We start from the raw sequence: 22182 nt of genomic DNA, 5'->3' as shown, positions 1-22182 counted from the left end.
TAGTATATTTGTGCTGCTATTCATGCATTTTTCAGTACAAGCACAGACCCGACAAAGCCCTAATTTAGTGGTTAGTCACCAAGACATAGCTAAAATGCAAGCTGCCGCACAGGGCACTGGCAGCTATGCCAAGGCTTATCAGCAATTAAAAAGTCGTATTGATAAGCAAATGCTACTTGAAATAGACGTACCTGTACCTGCCGATGGTGGTGGTGGGTACACTCACGAACGTCATAAAAAAAATTACCAGCTGATGTACAGCACTGGTCTTATTTACCAGTTAAGCCAGGACAAAAAGTACGCAAACTTTGTACGTAACATGTTACTTGAATACGCAAAGCTATACCCAACTATTGGCTTACACCCAAAGCATAAAACAAAGTCACAAAACCCAGGTAAATTCTTTTGGCAAAGCCTTAATGAAGCGGTTTGGCTGGTGCATACTATTCAGGCATATGACTTAGTTTTTGATGCCTTAACTGATGTACAAAAACATGAAATTGAAGAAAACTTGCTAAGGCCAGTTGCGATATTTTTATCGGAAGGGCAACCAACAACTTTCAATAAAGTACATAACCATGGTACGTGGGCGACTGCAGGTGTTGGCATGGCAGGGTACGTATTAAATGAGCCTGAGTGGGTTAAAAAAGCACTTTATGATTTAAATAAGTCGGGTGAAGGTGGCTTTTTACGCCAGTTAGATGAATTATTTTCGCCTCAAGGTTATTACAACGAAGGGCCATATTATCAACGTTATGCATTAATGCCATTTGTTACCTTTGCAAAAGCGATTGAAACCAACGAGCCGGAACGAAAAATATTCCAATATCGCGATAACATTATTGTTAAGGCAATTAAAACAACGGTTGAGTTAAGCTATAACGGATTGTTTTTTGGCATTAATGATGCGATTAAATCAAAGGGAATCGACACCATTGAGCTAGTGCACGGAATTACCGTGGCCTATGGCTTAACACAAGATTCTGGCTTGTTAGATATTGCCAACAAACAGCAAACCATTATTTTAACGGGTGACGGCCTTAAAGTTGCACAGGCGTTAGATGCTGGCTTAGCTACGCCATACCAGTACCCGTCAGTTGCTTTTGGTGACGGCGCAACAGGTAAAGACGGTGCACTTGTTGTGATGCGACAACAAGCTCAAGGTGAGCAAGCGTTAGTGTTTAAACCTGCGGCTCAAGGCTTAGGCCATGGACATTTTGACAAGTTAGCATGGCAGTTTTTTGATAATGGTGAAGAAATTGTTTCAGACTATGGTGCTGCTCGCTTTTTGAATGTGGAAGCCAAATATGGCGGGCGTTACTTACCGGAAAATAAATCTTACGCAAAGCAAACGATTGCGCATAACACTGTGGTTGTTGACGAGAAAAGCCACTTTAATGCCAATACTAAAGTCGGTAACAAACACCATCCAGAATTGCTATTTTTCGACACTAACGCGCAAGGCTCGGTGTCATCAGCCAAAATATCAACAGCTTATAGTGATGTTGAATTATTAAGAACCATGGCATTGGTGACCTTACCAAATACGGACAAGCCTTTGGTATTTGATGTATTCTCAGTAGCAAGTGAAAACTCACATCAATATGATTTACCGTTGCACTATCAAGGACAGTTAATTGAAAGTAATTTTGAACGTAGCGCTTTTACCAAACAGTTGTCAGCGTTAGGCAATTCGAGCGGCTACCAGCATCTTTGGTTAATGGCAAAGTCGACACCTGAGCAAGGTTTAGCGCAAGTGACTTGGTTAAATGATAATGGCCGTTTTTACAGTCAAACATCAATTGTGGATGGCCAAACACAAGTATTATTTACCCGTATTGGTGCTAACGATCCTAATTTTAATTTACGTAATGAATCCGCTTTTATTTATCGAAAACAAGGTGTTAAAAAGCATACATTCGTTAGCGTGTTAGAGCCACACGGCGAATACAACCCGTCGAAAGAGTACACGCTTTCGGCACAGTCAGCAGTAGCGCATCTTAATTATAAGCGTGATAAGACAATCGACATTGTCGAGTTAGGCGTAAACAATGGTAGTCGCTACTTATTCGCTATCAATACTAACAACAACGGTGAAGCTTCATTTACCTATAACAATAACGATTATCAATTTGATGGTCGATTTACCTTAATTCAAATTAATAATTAGCAGTAAGGCGAGGAACAATTATGAGTCAAAGTGCCCACTTTTCATTTGCTCACGAAACAGAAATAGAAGACATTGGTGGAGGTTTAAAACGCCAAATGTTGGGATACAACCATGAACTTATGGCCGTAAAAATTTGGTTTGAAAAAGGCGCTATAGGATATAACCATGCACATAGACATTCTCAAGTAACCTATGTGGTTGAAGGGGAATTTCATTTCAATATAGCGGGTGTGACTAAAATTTTAAAACCGGGTGATAGTTGTTTTATTCCTCCCCATGCTGATCACGGTGCTACTTGCCCAACAGGCGGAATTTTAATTGATACTTTTAGCCCTGCACGCGAAGACTTTTTAGAGGACGAATCATGAAATTGCAAGGATTACGTTGGTGGGTTATTGCCTTAATCGCGCTCGCTACGGTGATCAACTACATCGATCGCTCTGCACTTAGTGTACTTTGGCCTGATATTGTTGAAGAATTATTCCCTGATGAAACCGCGTTAGAGCGTAAGCAAATATATGCCAATATTTCGATTGTGTTCATTTTGTCATACGCTTTTGGTCAGGCAATATTCGGTAAAATATTTGACTGGATAGGCACTCGCCTCGGTTTTGTTCTGTCCATTGGTGTTTGGTCACTTGCAACAGCTGCTCATGCTTTTGCGCAAGGCGCTCTTAGTTTTAGTATTTTCCGCGCTATTTTAGGTGTGTCAGAGGCGGGTAACTGGCCCGGCGCAGCTAAAAGTAATGCCGATTGGTTTCCAACGAAAGAACGTGCTTTAGCTCAAGGTATCTTTAATTCTGGTGCCGCCATTGGCGGTATTGTTGCTATCCCATTGATTGCTTATTTAACGGTGTTTTTCAGCTGGAAAATGGTTTTTATTGTCATTGGTTTAGTTGGTCTGTTATGGCTAATTCCTTGGATTATTTTAGTTAAAGCGCCGCCGAAATCACACCCGTGGATCACAGACGAAGAACGTGAATATATTTTAACTGGCCAAAAAAACCTTGAAACTGGTGTCGTTTGTGAAGAAGACGAATATAACCCGTCAACGAAAGAGTTACTCTCTCGAAAGCAAAGCTGGGGCGTCATTATTGCTTCTGCTGCCATTGACCCAATTTGGTGGTTATTTGTTTTCTGGATCCCAATTTACCTAAATGAAGTGTATGCCATGGATGTTAAGTCGATTGGTATTTACGGTTGGGTACCTTATGTTGGTGCTATGTTTGGTGCTTGGTTTGGTGGCCTTCTTGCACAAAACCGCATTAAAGCGGGCTGGAATACCGATAAAACACGTAAATTAACGATCACCTTAGGTTGTATAATTATGTTGCCAGCATTATTGGCAATGGCAAACCCAGGTGGACCAACAACCGCAGTTATGATTATGGCGGTTATTCTTTTTGGCTTTCAAACTGCAATCGGTAACGTGCAAACATTACCAAGTGATTTGTTCGGTAAAAAAGCCGTGGGTCGATTATCGGGATTTTCTGGAATGGCAGCAAAGCTTGGAGCATTAGGTTTAACTGCTTTGGTGCCTATTCTTACGGCTGACGGTAATTACACGCCAGCGTTTGTTATTGGTGCCTCTTTAGCGGTTATTGCAATGTTAGCTGTATGGGTACTTATTCCGAAAATTGAACCGTTAAAAAGCGTTAAGTAACTCGATATTGTTATCGATAAAATTTCAATGATATACATAAGGTTATGTAAATGAAGAACATTTTCTTGTTCGGCGAATGTATGGTTGAGTTAATGACAACGGTAAGAAGTCCGTTGGCTAACACCATGAAACAATCGTTCGCTGGTGATGTTTTCAACACGGCGGTTTACTTAAAACGCACTTTTTCTCAGGCGAAAGTGCATTTAGTTACGGCCGTAGGTCAGGATGAGTTTAGTCTTGATATGATCCAATATTTTGAGAAAGAAAATATAGGAACTGATTTCGTTTTTCAATCAGATGACAAAATACCCGGCTTATATTCTATTCAGCTTGATGACGAAGGTGAGCGAAGTTTCACGTATTGGCGGGAAAACTCAGCCGCTAGAAGTGTAATGAACTTTATAAATGACGACACTATCCAACAGTTTAACGCTGGCGATGTTTTCTTTTTCAGTGGTATTTCTCTTGGCGTTGTAAAGCCAGACGACCGTGATAAATTTTGGCACTTTGTAAATCAGCTAAAAGATGCTGGCATAACCATTGTTTTTGACCTCAATTACCGTCCAAAACTTTGGACAAGCGAAGATGAAGCTCGTAAACAGTTTCGTTTAGCTTTTCAAGCCGCAGATATATTACTGCCCGGCGTTGATGACTTTGCCGCAATATTTGCAGTGGATGACGTTGAGGCAATTATTACGTTTTTTGCTCAGTACGACTACCAAGAGTTAGTGATAAAAAATGGTGACAAAAATGTTTACTGTATCTCTGCTGCCGGCCAAGAAATTGTTGATGTTACGCCAGTAGCAAAAGTGGTTGATACCACATCGGCAGGTGACTCATTCAATGGCGGCTATATCAGTGCGCGATTGTCGGGTAAATCTATTACCGACTCTGTTGAATTTGCTAATCAAGTTGCAGGATTTGTTATTCAACACCCTGGTGCAATTGTCGATCCGACTGCATTTTCAGCACGCTTTAATTAATTTATTTTCAAAAGGTTAACTTCATGACTTCCTTTTCCGCTTTAATGGGAAACCAAACTCTTCTGCCTATCATTCAGGCTAATTCTCCAACTCAAGGTGTGGCAATTGCTAAAGCAATGCGTGAAGCTGGTTTAACGCTAGTAGAAGTCGTACTTAGAACCGAATCTTCGTTAGCAACGTTAAGTGCAATTAAAACAGAGTTTCCAGACTTAATTGTTGGTGCCGGCACTGTGACCAACGCCGATATTTTAAAGCAAGCACTTGCAGCAGGCGCTGACTTTATTATTACTCCTGCAGTTTCTGAAAAGTTACTTGAGCATTTGTCTACGTGCGGAGTACCGGTATTACCAGGTGTGTCAAATACTGGTGAAATATTACTAGCACGTGAATTTGGCTATCAGGAACTTAAGCTATTTCCCGCGGCTTTATCGGGCGGCGCAAAATTTCTCGCGGCAATTAGCTCAATATTTCAAGATATTAAGTTTTGCCCAACGGGTGGCGTGACCGCGGAAAATAAAGCGGATTACTTTTCACTAAATAATGTATTTGCTGTTGGTGGTACTTGGGTGGTGCAAAAAGAGTGGCTAGCCGATAATAACTGGCAAGCTATTACTGACGCTTGCATTACAGCCAATAAGTAGGGCATTAGTATGGAGCTTAGTGCAGGGGTTTTAACTGGCCTACAGGTACAACAAGCATTTGCAAAAGCAAAAGACGCGCAATACGCTTTGCCAGCCGTAAATGTGATCAGCACGTCTTCGATTAATGCCTGTTTAGAGGCAGCTGCTAAAGCTAATTCACCAGTTATTATTCAGTTATCTCATGGTGGAGCAAGTTTTTTTGTTGGTAAAGGTATTAGCCTTGATGAGCATCAAGCGTCAATTCAAGGGGCAATTGCGGCGGCGATGTATGTGCATCAAATGGCAGAATTTTACGGTGTTTCCGTAATGTTGCATACCGACCATGCTGCTCGTAACTTGCTTCCTTGGGTTGATGGTTTGCTAGCAGCCTCTGAGGCGTATTTTGAGAAAACAGGTAAACCTTTATTTAGCTCACACATGATTGATTTATCAGCAGAGTCACTAGCGGATAATATTGCAATTTGTGCTGAATACTTAGCGCGTATGAAACCGTTAGGAATGACACTTGAAATTGAACTAGGTTGTACTGGCGGTGAAGAAGATGGTGTTGATAATAGTGACTTAGACAATTCTGCGCTTTATACCCAGCCAGAGGACGTTGCTTATGCTTATCAGCAGTTGAGTGCAATTAGCCACCAATTTACCATTGCCGCATCGTTTGGCAACGTTCATGGCGTTTATAAACCTGGAAACGTAGCACTAACGCCGATGATCTTAAAACATTCACAAGCGTATGTGTCGAAAAAATTTACCTTGGCACACCAGCCACTAGATTTCGTGTTTCATGGTGGCTCAGGCTCAGACTTAGGTGATATTAAAGAAGCCATAAGTTACGGTGTAGTAAAAATGAATATCGACACAGACACACAATGGGCAACGTGGGCAGGTGTGAAAAACTATTACGCAAGCCACAGTGCGTATTTAAAATCACAAATCGGCAACCCAGACGGTAGCGATAAGCCCAACAAAAAGTATTACGACCCGCGTGCATGGTTAAGAGAAGCAGAAAAAGGCATGGTGGCGCGTTTATCGCAAACTTTCGCTGACCTTAATTGCATTAACCGCAGTAGTTAACATCAGTGCGTAGCTTATAAGCCAGTAATTATATGACTTTGTTACTGACTTTGTTACTGGCTTTATTAATTATGTTTGAAGTTACTTCTCTTCCTCCAATATATTGCTCCCACTTATTAACTCAATATTTTTACTAGCCATTTATACTTTTTCAACTCATAACTTTTTTGTTTCTATGTTTTTCTATCTGGCTATTAGTAGCTCTTCAATTCATTTACGGATCCATGCTTTATCAACGTTTATATAGCATCATTGATATGAGCTTAGTATTCGCTCCAATAGCAACTAAAATGCCACACATAACGCTATGGCTTGCTGCGTTAGCTACCTAGTTTGTGTGTGTTAAACATTAGTAAACCTTGATGAAATTGCGCATTCTTTCTTTTTAGTTATTCATTTGAATGTTGTTTAAATGCTTATGATGAGTAATAGGGATGTACATAATTTTTGATTAGGCTTTGTATGAAAGTTATGCATTGAAAAGTGTGGCAGTGATTGTGGGATTATTAATAAAGCGACAGTAAATATAAGCTTAGAGTGAACGTTGGCAATTTATATTTGATGTTGATGAGAATAATTTCTCGTGGAACTAGAATGTTAACGCGGGCTGTGCAGGTTACGTATGGTGAAATTAAAAGAGCCTACTTAATAGTAGGCTCTTTATTATTAATCTAACTTAGCTAATGCTTAATTAGAATTTAGCTCTTACGCCAATTGAGTAACGACGGTCTGCCTCTGTATATTTCCAAGGGCTACCTAATTCAGACAAGAACACTGAAGGCTCTCCTGTTAAGTTAGTGCCGTTTGCTACGATTGTGAAGTTCTCATTTACATTCCAGCTTGCTGAGAAGTCTAATTGACCTCGGTCATCACGGTAGTTATTACCGTAAACCGCATCATCATCACCAACAGAGCCCGCTGAGTTAATACCGATAACACGCTTTTCACTTTCAGAATCTAAGAACTGATCACGGTAGTTGTATGCAAGACGAACTGAATAGTCTGAATATTCCCAGAACGCTTGTATGTTGTAAGTGTTCTCAGAGATATCTAATAGTGGGTTACCATTTGGTTGCTCACTGTCTGCGTAAGTATAGTTTACGTTCACACCTAAACCAGACCAAGCGCCAGGCAAAAAGTCAAAGTGCTGTTGGTAGCCAATTTCAAAACCTTTAACTTTACCATTTTCACCGTTAGTATCTTTTTGAGTATCAATACCGGTTAAGCCTGCGTCACGTAATCCTTCAACAAGAGCAAAACCATCAGCGTCTGAAAAGTCAGTCGTGCTTGAATAAACTAGGTTAGGATTATCAACGCCTGCAGTGTCAAGCTGACATACGCTGTACCATTCTGTTACGTTTTGACCTGCAGTAGATGAGTTGGCAACACAGGTTGATTCAGTGCTTAAGAAAGATTCAACGTCTTTGTAAAATATAGCAAATGACACCATATTACCTTCACCAAAGTAATGTTCTAGTGATAAGTCATACTGTGTAGCGCGGTAAGGGTCTAGGTCTATCGCACCTTGTGTCGCTTTGGTTGTGTCATTGTTTACGTCAAAAGCAGGGCTTAATTCATTAAAATCGGCACGACGCATAACTTTGGCCGCCGCGAAACGAACCAAGGTTTCGTCCGTTAATGAATACGTTACATTTAAGCTTGGTAAAAAGTCGTTGTAATCATTTGTTCCTTTTACTTTTTCACCGTCACGAATAACGCTCGACTCAAGGTCTGTTTTAATATAACGACCACCAATAATCGCAGTAAGGTCATTGAAGTCTAAGTAAGCCGAAAGGTAAATGGCTGTTGTGTCTTCTGTGATATCACGGTAAGCACCGTCGTTATGATCTTGGTTATCACGCAAGCTACCTGTTGTTGCTAGGTTAGTACCAGCAAGTAGTTGCTGAAGTTGGCTATATGCCGCTGCTGGGTTTTGTAAGCCATTGTAGGTTGCAAATGATAGTAAATCATTTTGGCCAGAATGCCCTATTTGATCGAATGAGTTTTGATGGTGAAGGGTAGTAAAACTGCCAGGAAACGCATTGTTGTAATCATCAATCCATAACGCTGCACTTGAGCCATCGACGTCATTAAATGCATTTTTATAAATGTCTTTAATTTCTTCTTTGTACTCTACATATTCATATTGTCGATTTGTCGCACGAATACCCGTTTTTATTGAGCTTAACCACTCAAGATCTTCAAATGGTTCATCCATCACGACATCAAATCGAACGGCTGTTTCTTCATTATCAGTGTTTTTTAATTCACTTTTGAAAGTACGTAATGCTAAATTTTCAGCGGCAGTATATGCGTTTGGATCTGAATGTATAATACTCGGAAGTTTATCGCCAGATTGTGAAAAAACACCGTCATATACGTGAGTGACTAATGAACCGTCAACTAACCAAGGCGCTTTTTCAATTGGACGTAGCGTAAATTCAGAATCAGGTCTTGTGCTTTCTGAAGAGGCATAGGCAACTTCACCTGAAATTTTTATTTTATCACTAAGGTTGTACTCGCCACCTAATGCGTGAGAAAACGAGTCTGTATCGCGAAAGTCACTGTAGGCTTTAGGAATAGCGAAGTCGTTGGTCAAGGTGTAGTTATTAATTTGGCCATTGCTGTCTTGTGTTGTACCAGTGTTTGTTTGAAGCGAGCCAACAACACCTAAAATAGAGTTACCCATTTGCTCGCCAGCACGTTTCGTACCGCTTAAGTCAAGGTATACCATGCCGTTGCCTGATGCAGGAGCCCATTGTAGTGAAAGGTTGAGTGCCGTACGTTCACGCTTTTCAAGGTACTGCTCAACTGTGTGCTGATCTCTAACAATAAAGTTTCCGCTTTCGGTATTTGCTGTCATACCGTTAATATCAATATCTTGTGCTAAAACACGGCTCATGAACTGGTCTTGGCGAATTTCGCGGTCTTGATATGAAAGCATGGCGATTGCACCGAAAGAGCCCGCATCACCTAAGTCCCAATTGTTACCAATTGAGCCATTAAATATTGGTGCCCAGTTTTCAGTTTTATCAGCGAACTCGCCATCTAGTGAAAATGCTGCTGTCATTTTATCTAATTCTAACGGGCGCACGGTACGCATGCTTACTGTACCACCAAGTGCGCCTTCGATCATATCTGCAGTTGGAGATTTAACCACTTCCACTGTTTTTAAAAAACTTGACGGGAAATCTTGTAGGCTTATTCCATCGCGTGAATCACCAATGGTAGAGCGACCATTTAATTCCACTCGGTTTTGAGGTAAACCACGAATTGATACACTGTCACCAATACCAAAGTCAGTATTGATTGAAACACCAGTAATACGTTGTAGTGCTTCAGCTATGTTGTTGTCAGGCAATTTACCAATATCTTCTGCAACAATAGCATCAACAATACGACCGTCTGTACGCTTACGAAGTGCAGCGGCTTTCATACTACCTAACATGCCCGTCACTTCGATAATTTCGATATCGTCATTAGCTGCACTGCTGTTAGCTTCTTCTGCAGTCACAGACGATATAGATAGTAGCGCTGTTAAAGCCGCACAATATACCGGCAACCCGACTTTAGGGCGCATTGCTGCGCATATAGCATTAAGTTTCATCGTGTTCTCCCCACATTTTTATATATTTATAATCATTTGGTAATACCAAATTGAGTTTGTTATTTATATTTTAAGTATATTTATAGAGTAATTAATAACCAAATACAATCTGTATTTTTGCCAAAATATCTATATTGGTATTACCATGTGGTCAGTTGCTTTGGTGCAGCTGACTTTCCGATATTGTTTTTTTTTATTTTTTCTGACCGACGAAGTAAGGTGGAATGCATCAACTAGCTTTTGGATAGACTGGCAATTATTAACTGATATAGAACTGATATAGAACTGATTTAATATATAAATTTTGTATTGTGAGTGCACTTGACTTGCTGAAACCCTATATATTTCTACTTGAAAAGTAATATAGAGCGGATTGCTTAAACCTAAATGGTTGAAACTCTGCTTATATAAAAAAAGTTAACGATAGATGGTAGGATGTTGAATTTACTTTTTGTGGGCTTGAAGAAAACCTCATGATCTATTTCTAACGGAAACGAAGAATGTATAGCACCCTTTAACAAGATAAGAATTCATATTTATGTTATACAGAAAGGGCAACTTCCTCTTATATATTAATACATATTTCTAACTAATATTTCGCTCTGGGGGCGAAAGCGAAATAGTTTATTGTTCTAATGTGAGTCATCACATTTTATTTTTCTGTTATCCACAATTGTTTAATCATTAATAATAAGTTTATATTAGATAATAATGAGCTTACTAGGGGGAGGCTACAACCACCGCCTATCAAAGGTTTGCAGTTTTTTATGTCATTTGAGTGACGTACTTTGTTTTTTGGCTGACGTATAATTTATTTAATATGGTTCTTTGGCTGACGTATATAGTATTTTAATTGACGTGGATAACTATAGACTCTTTCTATTTATCCACTTTATGTGCGGCTGAGATTTTTTTATTAAGAGGCCTTTATTGTCAATAATTTCAGCATTTAACTCCAAATAGACTAATTTTACTAACATAAGTGCGCATTTTATCCTTTGCTTAAATGTACAAGTTCTTAAATGAGCAATATTTGGGAAAATGGACATAAGTAACTCCCAATTTAATAGCTTTGATGAGGTTTTTAGATGGACTGCCTTTCTTGTTAAATATATATACAAGTCGAGTGCTAATACTGTCCTATTTGCTCTGAAAAATTGCAATGCTCTCATATCAATAGGGTGGGCTCCTCCCGCCCGTACAAGTTTTTTGAAAGAGCTAGAGGGTTTAAAAATAACATCAGTCATTTTCCCATTATTTTTTTTAATACATGAATGTTCTGTAATCAATAGTGACTTTCTGGTATCGAGCTCTATAGATTTGACTTTAATATTTTCATGTTGATAAACACTTAAAGTAAATATTTTTTCTAGTACAGATTCAAATATTGCCTGACTCCCGCCTCCCATGCTCCTTCCAGTACATCGTTTGTATAGTGCACTGATTGATTTTGCTACTCTAAATTCATTACATGTATTTTTTCTAACTTGAGTGGTCAAAATAGCAATTAATAATCTAGCGTAATAGCCATGAGGTAAGCCGTCAGGAGAGTAAATAATTACTTGTGAAAACGTGCCATTGGAAAGCTTCTCTTTCACATTTGTAGATTGTAATGGTAGTAAAAAAGGGTCGGTGAAAATTTTAGGGTACATGACCACTGAATTATCTTCGTATGCAGAAGTTGACTCAATACGTTCAACTAGATGCCAATCTTTCAGCATGCTATTCCCTCAAACTATGCGTAGAATAACTAGTGCTGTGATATCTAGGCTGTGTATTAAGCCATGCATCAAACTCTTTTATTGAAAATAACAGCCTCCCGTGGATGCGGATATATGGAGGAATAGGGTATTTTTTATCATTAAGCTTATTGTGATTTATATGGTTATATAGGGTTTGTTTGCTTATATGCAGTAGTACTGCGATCTCTTCCAAGCGATAAAATATTTTTTCCATGGTTAGCACTTCTCACTAGTTACTTAGTTTTATTTGTGCTTACCTATTATTCATATTAAAAATTAATATTCTCAATAAAACCCCTGTAATCGAACAGGGGTTTTTCAAAGATTATTTTGGGGATAGTAAATATACTTGTTTTGCTCTGTGCCGAGGTTGGCTGCTTATAGGCTGGCAAGTTATGCCCAATAACTAAATCTCGTTAGAAGCGAGGAGTTTTAATGGAAGCGCTTTAACTATAGTCGTGTACATCGTATACGCGCCCAACAACTTGGGTCCTTCTTAATTGGTGCAGAGCAACTAACTAAATTAGCAGCATCTAGGTGCTCTTTGCCATGGGGAATTTGGCATGCCAAATTTTATTTAAATATTTTATTAAACGTTTTTTCATCAATACTTATTTCATCTTCATTGTAATGTGGTCAGTCTTGAATAATAAAAAATTTTAATAGCCTATAAGTAAGTGTCGTATAACTCACCACGAGATTTTGCTGCAGTAATTTCTTCATCAGTATAAGATTCATCATCAGCAATATAGCTACCTAAACCATCAGATAATTGATCGAGCTGATCATCATTATGATCATTTGAACTATCATCAAGCACTACCTCTACAATACTTACCGCAATATGACCTGTTATTTTTAGTGCTTTTTTTAACATAATCTCACCTGTTCCGAAGTATTATAATTCTCTGTGCCAAATTATTAATTAATAGGCAATGTGCCTAAAAGCTTGTTTTTATTTAACTAATTGTATTTTAAGTATTTGTTTTCATTTTTACGTGGATACTTTGGGTGCTAAGTATTCCTTAGTATCTAGTATTCATTAAACCTAAGAATATCTTAGTTTTCAAGAGCCAATGTCTCACACCAATGAAAATTAATGATGGTTCACCTTTCTCGAAAAGGTTAAAAGAAGCTAGAACGGCTAAAGGTTTCTCTCAAAAACAATTAGGTATACAAGCAGGTATTGATCAGTTTGTCGCTTCTGCACGGATGAATCAGTATGAGCGAGGAGTTCATACACCAGATTTTAAAACAGTGAAGGCAATAGCTGAGGTACTGACAGTACCCACAGCGTATTTTTTCTGTGAGGAAGATGAATTGGCAAATGTAATTATTAATTGGAGTCAAAAATAATTTGGCATGCCAAATTGTTAACTCCCTAAATACGCATAAGTGATACTAAATCTAGTGTGCCCTAATTCCTTGCTAATAGTCATTCTAGCTTGATAATCAATTTCTCTGTCTTCCATTGAAAGCTCTTTACGATGTAAACCACCATCGGCAGGGCACTGCCAGCCTGTGATAGCCAAGTAACGACTTCTCGCGTACATGTGGCGTAAACCATGGTTTTTATTTAGACCTACACGATTTGTTTGGTTTTCATATACCTTTAATTGTTGAATGTAGTTTTTATCTGAAGGTATTAAAGACTTTCCCCTACAAAATTGGGCTATCTCAGTTAATAATTTTTGTTGTGATTCTTTAGTTACTGGAATTTCCCGCGCTTTTCCTCCTTTTGTCCATGATTTCTTAAGCCTTATTAGATTTCCACGCATTGCATAAGATACGTTAAATTTTATGGACTCTTCACGGCGTAGGCCAAGTTCTTTTTGTAGCAGTAATGAAAAATATATGTACCTGTCTGTTATTTGATGAAGCTTGCTCATATCAAGTTCTTTCGCTTTTCCTTTCGGTTTATGTTGGCGACGATTAATGCCATATGCATCGTTGGTTCTTAGTACAATGTTTTGCTTGCCAATGATTTTTGCCGTCCAACGTAAAATAGATAACCTGTTTTTTAATGTAGATGGCGAAAGACCTTCATCTTTCCAGCGCTGCACTAAGTGTTCAATATGTTTAGTTTTTAACCCTTTGGAGTTTTTTAATTTAAAGCCAGATGTTAGTAACTGATCCGCAACAAGGTTAAGAATCTTCATTCTTGATGCTTGTGTGTTTTGGCTTCCTTGTTTGTGTGTTTTTACTAGTAAATGAAAGTTGTATCCGAGTTGACTCATAGTTGCTCTCCAATTTATGAAAGTAGCAATAAAACAAAACAAAAAGGTTTAACGACTAGAAGCCTATCGGTAAGTTTAAAAGCCATTCATGTGATCGTAATCATCATGTATCAACGCAACCAAAAGGAAGCGTTACAAGGGCTAAAAACCTTAAAGCGGGGGAAGCTGAGCTGAAAATTTTCTGTTGAAAATAAAGCAGACTACTGTTGTTTTGGTTTATTACTTTGCCCTGATATTAGGGCGGGTATTTCATTGCGTCATGCGCATTGAAGGCAGCTGAATAGCGCCTGTCTTTTTTGATGACTCACATTAGTGAGCTTGTATACGTTTTTAATATATCACAGAGGCTAATAAGTGCAATACCCCTGCTGTCCTTGAGGTGTCTCTTATCAGACATCAAGAGCAATGGAGTCTGATAGCGACTCTGTCGAGTCGTCCCTACCCAAATGAGTAGGGACGACTCGGCACTCGCAAGACTTTAACTGACATAAACTGTGAAGAAAAACTGATACCTTCCTCAGCAATGTGTGCATTGGAGACATTAGCCACAAGTTTTCCAATATATAATTTAATCCGAATCAACTTTAACCGTTCGTAGGTTAAAGTCCGCAGTTTGCAAAATTGATCGTTTCATATCAATGAGCGAATGATGATTAATGGTGCCAAAGGGAAGAATCGGAGCAATGAGTTTGTCGTAAAGTAAGCTCATTTTTTTATTGATGTGACTAAAACTCAGTTGCCTACAGTTAACGCTAATAGAGCCCTATATTTTGTAATGCTATTTGATTTAATATATTGTTGTTTAAATGATTTATTGAATAATTCTGTAATATTAGCAGGTGATAAATGGATACTGGATTAATTGGGTTGATAGCTAACATAGGAGCGTTAGGGGTTGCTGGAATATTATATGCCGCGTATGTTAAAAACCTTAGGTCAATGGTCAACTTAAAGAAAGAACAGCTTGGAGTTGCAGAACAAAATATTAAGTTGTGGAAAGACAGAGCTAGTGAATTAGAGAAGCAAACCCCGCAATTCATTGAAAAGATGCTTAACGATAGAATCAAAGTTAGAGAAGATGAAGTTATACGATTAGCCAAAGATGGAGAGTCTCATAAAGCTGAGATTGAATTAAAAGGAAATGAAATTAAACTGCTCAAGAAGGATTTAGAATATGCTCAGGAATATAGACCGTCATTATCAGTTTACGACCCTAAGGAAAAAAGCTTTATAGATGTTCAGGTTAGTGAATTGACACAAGAGGTTGTTGGAGAAATTTGCGTAGATTCTGCCAGTATAATGATTGGAGACCCTTGGTATAGACTCATGAATAGTCAGCAAGAAAATGATTTGTTAACAGAGGCGGAATTTAGGTTTCAGAATATAACCACTGGAGAAATATTTTGTACTAATGATGACCTTGATTCAGAGCCAAATATGGAAAATTTTTATTCAAACATGAGCCTTAGAGAATTGGTTCAAAAAGGGATGCTTAAGGAACTCCCTCTTTCTGACGATTACCCAATAGAACCTAGCACATACATAAAAGGAGATTATCAGTTAAAAGGGGATTCAAAAAATTATAAATTCCCTCTTATTCGTAATTACTCCTTTCTTAATGGAATGTTAGGTGCAGGAGTCTCTATAAGTCTTCCTGGTGATGGAGTGTATTCAGTGAAAACTGAATCATATAAGGGGGCGATTCAAAGGATAATAATTGATATTTAGTAGGTACATTTTAAAAGGACTTTTCTATGGATTATCTTGAAGAATTGATTAGTGATTTTAACTTACTAACTGAAATTTCTTATGATTTATCTCAACAATTTTATGGTGTTATAACTGACTGTAAGCGTAGGCGATTATCAACGTATTTTCTAGCGAAAACAGTACCAGGATGTATGTCTTTATTAAAGATACTCCCTACAGAAAGCCAGATTTCTAATGAAGAAATATATTTAGATTTTTCTTCAATCTCTTCACTGAGTAGGAACCTGATAGAGGCAACAAATTTACATTGGTATTATTGTGTCGATGTGGTGGGTGAGGAAGAAATAGATTTTAGATTTCTACTCTATGACTACCATGACTCTGTAACACTTCTAAAGATATTTCAAAGTTTAGAATTCACACTTGAAGATATTGAACAACTTGAAAGTGAGCGCGATATATTGAAAGAGAAATTGACGGAACACTCATACTGTCTTTCATTAGACAAAGACATGAAAAGGAATATTGTAAAAGGTCGGAAATCATCCATATTATCTCAGGTAGAAATAGCTGAAAAAAGAGGACTGAATGTAGGTGAGTTCAATGGGATATACAAACTCTTATCAAATCATGTTCATTCAACTCCTTCTTCTATTAGATCTGTTGTGCATGCTCGTACAGGCAGTCAAGAAATGGATTTAGCTTTCACTGGATTAATACTAAACTACGTTGCAAGCCTATTAGCTAACATGATTTGGACTATTGGTGAAATGTGGGGGATCGAATTTGCTAAAATTGAGTCTAGAGATATAGTTTTAAGATATTCTAATGAGTATATATAAAATAGCTGAAGAAGATTAGTCCTCGATATTTATTAGGAAAGTAAAAACCAGCAAAGAATTTGCCAACCTATGCTTAAGTGTTTGCTGCTTTACTGATACAAAATCAAATCCAACCTGTCCCATTAGCTGTAATAGCAAATGACCGTTTTTTGGCATTAATAGACATGAAACAGTTCGGTGAGCAGTGACTTAAAATTACTATCATTGGCAACGAAAGCCAAACGTAGAAAAAACATTCTTTATCGAATAAATTACTTATGTGATAATCGAGAAATATCAATTTTTGGTATTTAGTAGCACAGAGGTAGCACAAGCGAGTATGTGTTAGTAGATGATTACTAGAAAAGTCTTTAAAAATGGTGGCCCCTCCCTGACTTGAACAGGGGACCTGCCGATTATGAGTCGGATGCTCTAACCAACTGAGCTAAGGGGCCATCTTTTTACTTTTGCTCGATAACCATAAAGGTTAATCAAAAGCGGCGAGAAGTATAAGCATTTTTTATTTTGTTGTCACCACAATAAAGTTAAAAAACCTGATAAATGAGTCTGATAGTTTAATAGTTGAGCGATTTGGTGTTTAGCTAACCGCTCAACCATACAGGTGATTATTTAATATGCTTTCTTGTTAAACCTAAAACTAAGAAAAGTATTAGGTAGCCGAATGTACCGCTTCCAGATGATGAAGTACTGGTGGTCACTGTTGTAACTGGTGCTGCAACAATAGTAAGTGTGACGGTACTTGTGCTTGATAGGCCTTTAGAATCTGTTGCGGTAAATGAAAGTTCTATAGTGCCAGCTGCCGCTGGTGCAACAAAATTAGCAGATAATGTCTCAGCATTGTTTAATGTTACTGAGGTGCCAGCGGTTTGCTGCCATAGATAGGTTAGTGGATCATTCTCATTGTCTGCCACTGTTGCTGTTACGGTAACTGTAGCTCCGGTATTCTCTTCTCGGTTTTCAGTTAACGTCACGGTTGGAGCGGTATTACTGTCATCGTCTGAGATAGTTACAGTGTATTGGGTAATTGCCCCTAAATTACTGTCCGAAACGGGCTCTAGAGCAATAGAAAAGGTTTCATTTTCTTCTTCATCACTATCATTAATTATCGTAATACTAATATTTTTTTCATCTGAATCACCATCGGCCCAATTAACCACACCTGAAGCTGATTCTACATCTTCGCCGATAATTGCTGTGCCAGAGCTAAGTAGATAAGAAACTGATACTGCTCCCTTTGAGCTTCCTTGACGAGCAAGGGTGATATCTATGTTGCCTTGATTTTCTGCGACAGTTGCTTCGGCTGCCGTAAATGCTAATGTGCCGCTGTTAACACGGCCATCAACATTAATGGTTAGATAGCTATTACTACCTAATGTTGCTGTATTACTTGGTTGACTTAGGCGGACAAAGAAGACTTCTTGGAATTCTTCACCTGTTGAGTCGGTTGCTATATCAATATTAATGGTTTTGTCTGAGGTATCATTTGCTGGCCAAGTTAATGTTCCTGAAATAGGCGTATAATCGCTATTTTCTTTCGCACTGCCAGGTAGTAATTGGTAATTAACACTGACCTCTTGGTTTGGGTTGCTGGCACTATTGCGTTCTACATTAATTGTCAGAGTTTCACCTTGGTTGGCATTGATAGCTTTAGCAGCAAAGCCTAGTTTGCCTTGGGCTGATTCCTGGGTGCGGTCTTTTAAAATATATAAGCCACTACCAATGTCACTAACTAGAATATTTCCCGATGGTAAATAAGGGTATGTGCCCCACGCGCCGTTGAAACCAGCACTGTCTGACGGTGTATAAGTATCGAAAAAGCCAACATCAACAGGGTTTGCCGGATCAGTTATATCTAATACCGTAAGGCCGCGCTCGTAGTTTGACATATAATAGCGATTACCTCGAACAAAGCCATTATGGTCAATAGCGCGTGTTGGCCCGGTCCATTGTCCAACCTGTACAGGGTTGTTGAGGTCTGCAATAGAAAATATACGTACTGTTGAATTTAATCCGCCATCTTTTTCGTCAAATTCGTCGTGTAAAAATATGTGCTGTTTATCTTCAGTACCCCAGCCAGAGTGAACATATTGATTACTTTTGGCAACGTCATTGTATTCACCGGTACCAAGTAAGGTGGTATTGGAAGTATCGGTGATGTTCCATAGCTTCATTTCTTTTTCGTTAAAATCAATAAATACAGTACAGCTATCACCAGCGGCATTACATTGATTGTCTTTTCGACTATCAGTGATATTAATGGACGCGCCGTCATGGGTATATCCTGAGCCGAAATAATTGTCCGATATCGCCGTTAATGTATCAGGTGTCTCTAATGAATAACTATGGAATGCACCGCTAAACCTGTTACTACCAATAAGTTGCAAACTTGGTGTTAAACCCGGTAATGCAGTATTTAAAGTGTAATCAACATTGCTGATGTAGACATTATGCGCCTTGGTTACCACTCTGTTTTTTTCAACTAGGCTTACAGAGTTTGGTAGCTGATTAAGGTTTATAATTGTTACATAATCTGTTGAACTGTCGATGGTGGCATATGCATATGCTTGCCAGGCACCTATATTTGCATCGAAATATTGATACACTTTAATATCACGCCAACTAGAGCCGAGTCCTCGGATAGTGCCAACTTCTTCTGGGCTTTCTGGATCAGTTACATCTACAACCGCAACGCCGTTATATAATCCTATTAAGGCATATTCGTTGCCTGTATTTAGGTCAACATGGCCCCAAATATCGTTTGCAGAACTAGGGCGGCTAGAGAATTCACTTAATGGCATATGAGCAAGTAAATCTATGTTATTACAGGCAAAGCTACCGGCTAAGCCATTTACACAGTCTAGGCCTGATTGCTTTTCACTTAGCATATGGTAACTGGCAAGTTTGCTTTTCAACGCTTTGCTTTCAGGACTGTTGTCAGCAAATAGTGATTTGCCATCCGCCATAATAACAAAGCCTTGTTGGCGTAACGGTTCAGCCATGTCGAGTGGAATGTTTTTTAGTTCTGTTGGGTTGGTGTCAGGACTTTGGCTTTGAAAATGATCAAAGCGATTATAACCACCATAAATAGGCACTAAAGCACTTTTTAAATAGAACAATTCTTCACTAGAACTAATCGTATATTTGCCAGAAGATACCAGTATTTTATCGCCTTTGTTTGCTTGTTGAACCGCATAGGCAATAGTTTTACAAGGCCTTAATACTTGATCACACTTCCCAGTATCTTTCCCATTTTCGGCAACAAACCGTGCTTTATCATGCTCTGAGTGGGCAAATACTGCTTGGCTATTAAAAATTGCCGCAACCATGACAAATATCCATGTTATTCTGAACATCAGATAGTCCTTGTGTTAATAAAATGTTATATATATCACTGTACAACATTTGAATTGCTTTTTAAATCATTGCTTTTTAGCGTTTATCGATTTATCTTCTTTGAAAATAATGTCTTTGTAATCATTGGCTTTGGGCTATTATGTGGGATGTATGTTAGGAAAAAAAATTGCCGTTATTATTCTTTTAATATCTTCTTGTTTAACATATTTTATTTTTTTTGCTAAGCCATCGTCTAAGCAACAAGTTGCTGTAAATCTTATTTGGCATGATAAAACTCTCAACTGCCAATCAACCTTTGATCCTAAAAAGCGTGGAGAAGCTTGGTTTATTGAACAACTGCAGTTTTTTATTAGTGAGATAGAAGTTGAAGTTTCAGGTAAAGGTTGGCAGCAGTTAAAGCTGATTGATAATCCCTATCAAACCGCAGGCACCGTACTTTTAGGTACAAACTGTCGAGATCAGCAAGCTCAAGTTAACTCAGAAAATATGGGGCATTGGCTGATAGAATTTGATAATAATATCGATATTTCAAAAGTAGCTTCGATGCGATTTATGTTAGCAGTACCTTTTGCAAGCAATCACTTAAGTCCAGTTAGCCAGGAAAGCCCTCTGAACTTACCTTCTATGTTTTGGGTTTGGCAAACAGGACATAAATTTTTACGAGCTGAGCTTGCGTCAGTAAACGAACAGTGGCTATTTCACCTTGGTTCAACAGGTTGCAAAGGTAGCAGTGTTATGCGAGCACCGGAGCAAGCTTGTCGTTATCCCAATACCTTTAAGTTTGAAATAGCAATTGCGAAGGGAAGTGGCGAGGCATTAACGTTAAACTTGAATTTAGCTGAGTTAATAAAGAATGTTGAACTAACACAAACAACGAGTTGTCAATCAGAACGGGATAATGAAAGCTGTCAGCAACTATTTAAAAACTTATCAGCGGTTAAAAATATGCCTAATTCGGGTGAGGCATCTCGCCTTTTCAGCATAACCAAAGCAGATAGTATCACTCAAGGAATTGGTGTTGAATAAGTTTATAAGCAGCACGTTAATACTCGCGATTAGTTATTTTATTGCAGGCTGCTTTACAGCCGATAAAACTGAAAGCTCATATCAATGGTCAATAATTGATGGCTTTCCTAAGCCACAAGTTCCTGACAACAATCCCATGACCAATGAGAAAGTGTTATTAGGAAAGGCACTGTTTTTTGATAAAAACTTGTCGGCTAATCAGCAACAGTCATGTGAGAGTTGTCATTTACAAAAGTTTGCTTTTGCTGAAAGCAAACAAGTTTCAGTTGGCTCTACAGGGCAAGCGCATAGAAGAAATGCCCCAGCTCTGGTTAATATTGCTTATAATAAAACACTAACATGGGCGCATGATGGCATTACCTCGTTAGAGCGACAAATTCTGTTACCTATGTTTGGTGAAAGCCCCATAGAGCTGGGTATTACTGGTCACGAAGAAGAAGTACTCGCTCGATTTAAAACTACAGAATATCAGCAACTTTTTAATCAGGCTTTTCCCGGGCAAGAAATCAGCTTTGAGTTAATTGTCAATGCGCTAGCAAGTTACGTTCGCAGCTTGATTTCTTTAAGTTCGCCGTTTGATCAATACGCCTATTTTGGGGATGATAATGCGATTTCTGAGTCTGCTATTCGCGGTATGAATTTGTTTTTTTCTGAGCGTTTAGAGTGCCACCATTGCCACGGTGGCTTTAATTTTACTCAATCGACGGGACACGAGCAGCAACTGATCGATAGAAGACCGTTTCATAATACCGGTTTATATAATGTCGAGCTTGATGGCAAGGTAATAGGATATCCAAAAGGCGATATCGGTTTAGCTGAAATATCTACGTTGTCAAAAGATAATGGTCGCTTTAGAGCGCCAACGCTAAGAAATATTCAGCACAGTGCTCCCTATATGCACGATGGCAGTATCGCAACATTGTCCGACGTTATTGATGTTTATGCTGCCGGCGGGCGTAATATTGAACAGGGGAAATATCAAGGTGATGGTCGAGCTAATCCACTTAAAAGCCAGTTTATAAAAGGTTTTGAGCTAACAAAGGAAGAGAAAGAAGACTTGTTAGCTTTTCTTGATACCCTTACCGATAAAGAATTTTTAAATACCCCTTTACACGCACCTGAGCAATAACGGT

17 protein-coding genes and 1 tRNA gene are annotated in these 22182 nt (G+C 38.6%); 11 read left to right on the top strand and 7 right to left on the bottom strand.

The features are described 5' to 3' along the window. Positions 1-22 precede the first annotated feature (22 nt). The 6 genes from AC27JP_RS19425 to fbaA are packed head-to-tail and all read left to right on the top strand — an operon-like array spanning position 23 to position 6531. On the top strand, positions 23-2170 hold the full coding sequence (locus tag AC27JP_RS19425) for a heparinase II/III domain-containing protein (RefSeq protein WP_487117617.1): 2148 nt from the start codon (positions 23-25) through the stop codon (positions 2168-2170). 17 nt (positions 2171-2187) lie between these two features. Beyond that, positions 2188-2538, top strand: a complete 351-nt coding sequence (locus tag AC27JP_RS19420) for a cupin domain-containing protein (RefSeq protein WP_487117616.1) — start codon at positions 2188-2190, stop codon at positions 2536-2538. Then, on the top strand, positions 2535-3833 hold the full coding sequence (locus tag AC27JP_RS19415; protein ID WP_487117584.1) for an MFS transporter: 1299 nt from the start codon (positions 2535-2537) through the stop codon (positions 3831-3833). Before AC27JP_RS19420 ends, AC27JP_RS19415 begins: the two co-directional genes overlap by 4 nt. A gap of 50 nt (positions 3834-3883) precedes the next feature. Then, on the top strand, positions 3884-4816 hold the full coding sequence (locus tag AC27JP_RS19410) for a sugar kinase (RefSeq protein ID WP_487117583.1): 933 nt from the start codon (positions 3884-3886) through the stop codon (positions 4814-4816). A gap of 23 nt (positions 4817-4839) precedes the next feature. Then, positions 4840-5457 (top strand): bifunctional 4-hydroxy-2-oxoglutarate aldolase/2-dehydro-3-deoxy-phosphogluconate aldolase, encoded by a 618-nt coding sequence (gene eda, locus AC27JP_RS19405; protein WP_487117582.1) that lies wholly within the window; start codon positions 4840-4842, stop codon positions 5455-5457. A gap of 9 nt (positions 5458-5466) precedes the next feature. Further along, a complete protein-coding gene (gene fbaA / locus AC27JP_RS19400) occupies positions 5467-6531 on the top strand; it encodes a class II fructose-bisphosphate aldolase (RefSeq protein WP_487117581.1) in 1065 nt (354 codons plus the stop codon). Positions 6532-7222: 691 nt separating this feature from the next. Here the strand turns inward: fbaA and AC27JP_RS19395 are convergent. The 4 genes from AC27JP_RS19395 to AC27JP_RS19380 form a co-directional block, all read right to left on the bottom strand. After that, complete coding sequence (locus tag AC27JP_RS19395) at positions 7223-10138, bottom strand: TonB-dependent receptor (protein WP_487117580.1); 2916 nt, start codon at positions 10136-10138, stop codon at positions 7223-7225. A gap of 866 nt (positions 10139-11004) precedes the next feature. After that, positions 11005-11859 (bottom strand): hypothetical protein, encoded by an 855-nt coding sequence (locus AC27JP_RS19390; protein ID WP_487117579.1) that lies wholly within the window; start codon positions 11857-11859, stop codon positions 11005-11007. Position 11860: 1 nt separating this feature from the next. Then, positions 11861-12094, bottom strand: coding sequence for a helix-turn-helix transcriptional regulator (locus tag AC27JP_RS19385; protein WP_487117578.1), 234 nt, complete (start codon positions 12092-12094; stop codon positions 11861-11863). Positions 12095-12547: 453 nt separating this feature from the next. Beyond that, complete coding sequence (locus AC27JP_RS19380; RefSeq protein WP_487117577.1) at positions 12548-12757, bottom strand: hypothetical protein; 210 nt, start codon at positions 12755-12757, stop codon at positions 12548-12550. A 212-nt stretch (positions 12758-12969) separates the two neighbouring features. Between AC27JP_RS19380 and AC27JP_RS19375 the strand changes: the two genes are divergently transcribed. After that, positions 12970-13236 carry a helix-turn-helix domain-containing protein gene (locus AC27JP_RS19375; protein ID WP_487117576.1) on the top strand — a complete coding sequence of 89 codons (267 nt, stop codon included), beginning with the start codon at positions 12970-12972 and terminating at the stop codon, positions 13234-13236. Positions 13237-13253: 17 nt separating this feature from the next. Here AC27JP_RS19375 and AC27JP_RS19370 read toward each other — a convergent pair whose 3' ends face one another. After that, on the bottom strand, positions 13254-14117 hold the full coding sequence (locus AC27JP_RS19370; RefSeq protein ID WP_487117575.1) for a phage integrase N-terminal domain-containing protein: 864 nt from the start codon (positions 14115-14117) through the stop codon (positions 13254-13256). Between the two features lie 846 nt (positions 14118-14963). Between AC27JP_RS19370 and AC27JP_RS19365 the strand changes: the two genes are divergently transcribed. Continuing rightward, on the top strand, positions 14964-15845 hold the full coding sequence (locus AC27JP_RS19365) for a hypothetical protein (RefSeq protein ID WP_487117574.1): 882 nt from the start codon (positions 14964-14966) through the stop codon (positions 15843-15845). 26 nt (positions 15846-15871) lie between these two features. Further along, on the top strand, positions 15872-16669 hold the full coding sequence (locus AC27JP_RS19360) for a DUF5677 domain-containing protein (protein ID WP_487117573.1): 798 nt from the start codon (positions 15872-15874) through the stop codon (positions 16667-16669). Positions 16670-17026: 357 nt separating this feature from the next. On the opposite strand, the gene AC27JP_RS19355 is transcribed toward AC27JP_RS19360, so the two are convergent. Then, positions 17027-17103, bottom strand: a tRNA-Ile gene (locus AC27JP_RS19355). Positions 17104-17274: 171 nt separating this feature from the next. Then, positions 17275-20022: a choice-of-anchor B family protein gene (locus AC27JP_RS19350; RefSeq protein WP_487117572.1), complete on the bottom strand. Its 2748-nt coding sequence runs from the start codon at positions 20020-20022 to the stop codon at positions 17275-17277. 151 nt (positions 20023-20173) lie between these two features. On the opposite strand from AC27JP_RS19350, the gene AC27JP_RS19345 reads away from it, so the two are divergent. Together AC27JP_RS19345 and AC27JP_RS19340 are read left to right on the top strand one after the other, a co-directional pair. Continuing rightward, complete coding sequence (locus AC27JP_RS19345) at positions 20174-21049, top strand: MbnP family copper-binding protein (protein ID WP_487117571.1); 876 nt, start codon at positions 20174-20176, stop codon at positions 21047-21049. Beyond that, positions 21039-22178, top strand: coding sequence for an MbnH family di-heme enzyme (locus AC27JP_RS19340; protein WP_487117570.1), 1140 nt, complete (start codon positions 21039-21041; stop codon positions 22176-22178). The genes AC27JP_RS19345 and AC27JP_RS19340 overlap by 11 nt, the downstream gene beginning before the upstream one ends. Positions 22179-22182: the final 4 nt, after the last annotated feature.

Source organism: Colwellia sp. SU-HH01172 (assembly GCF_057553355.1).
Note: the sequence above shows the minus strand (reverse complement) of the source record. Positions and strands in the feature narration are given on the sequence as shown.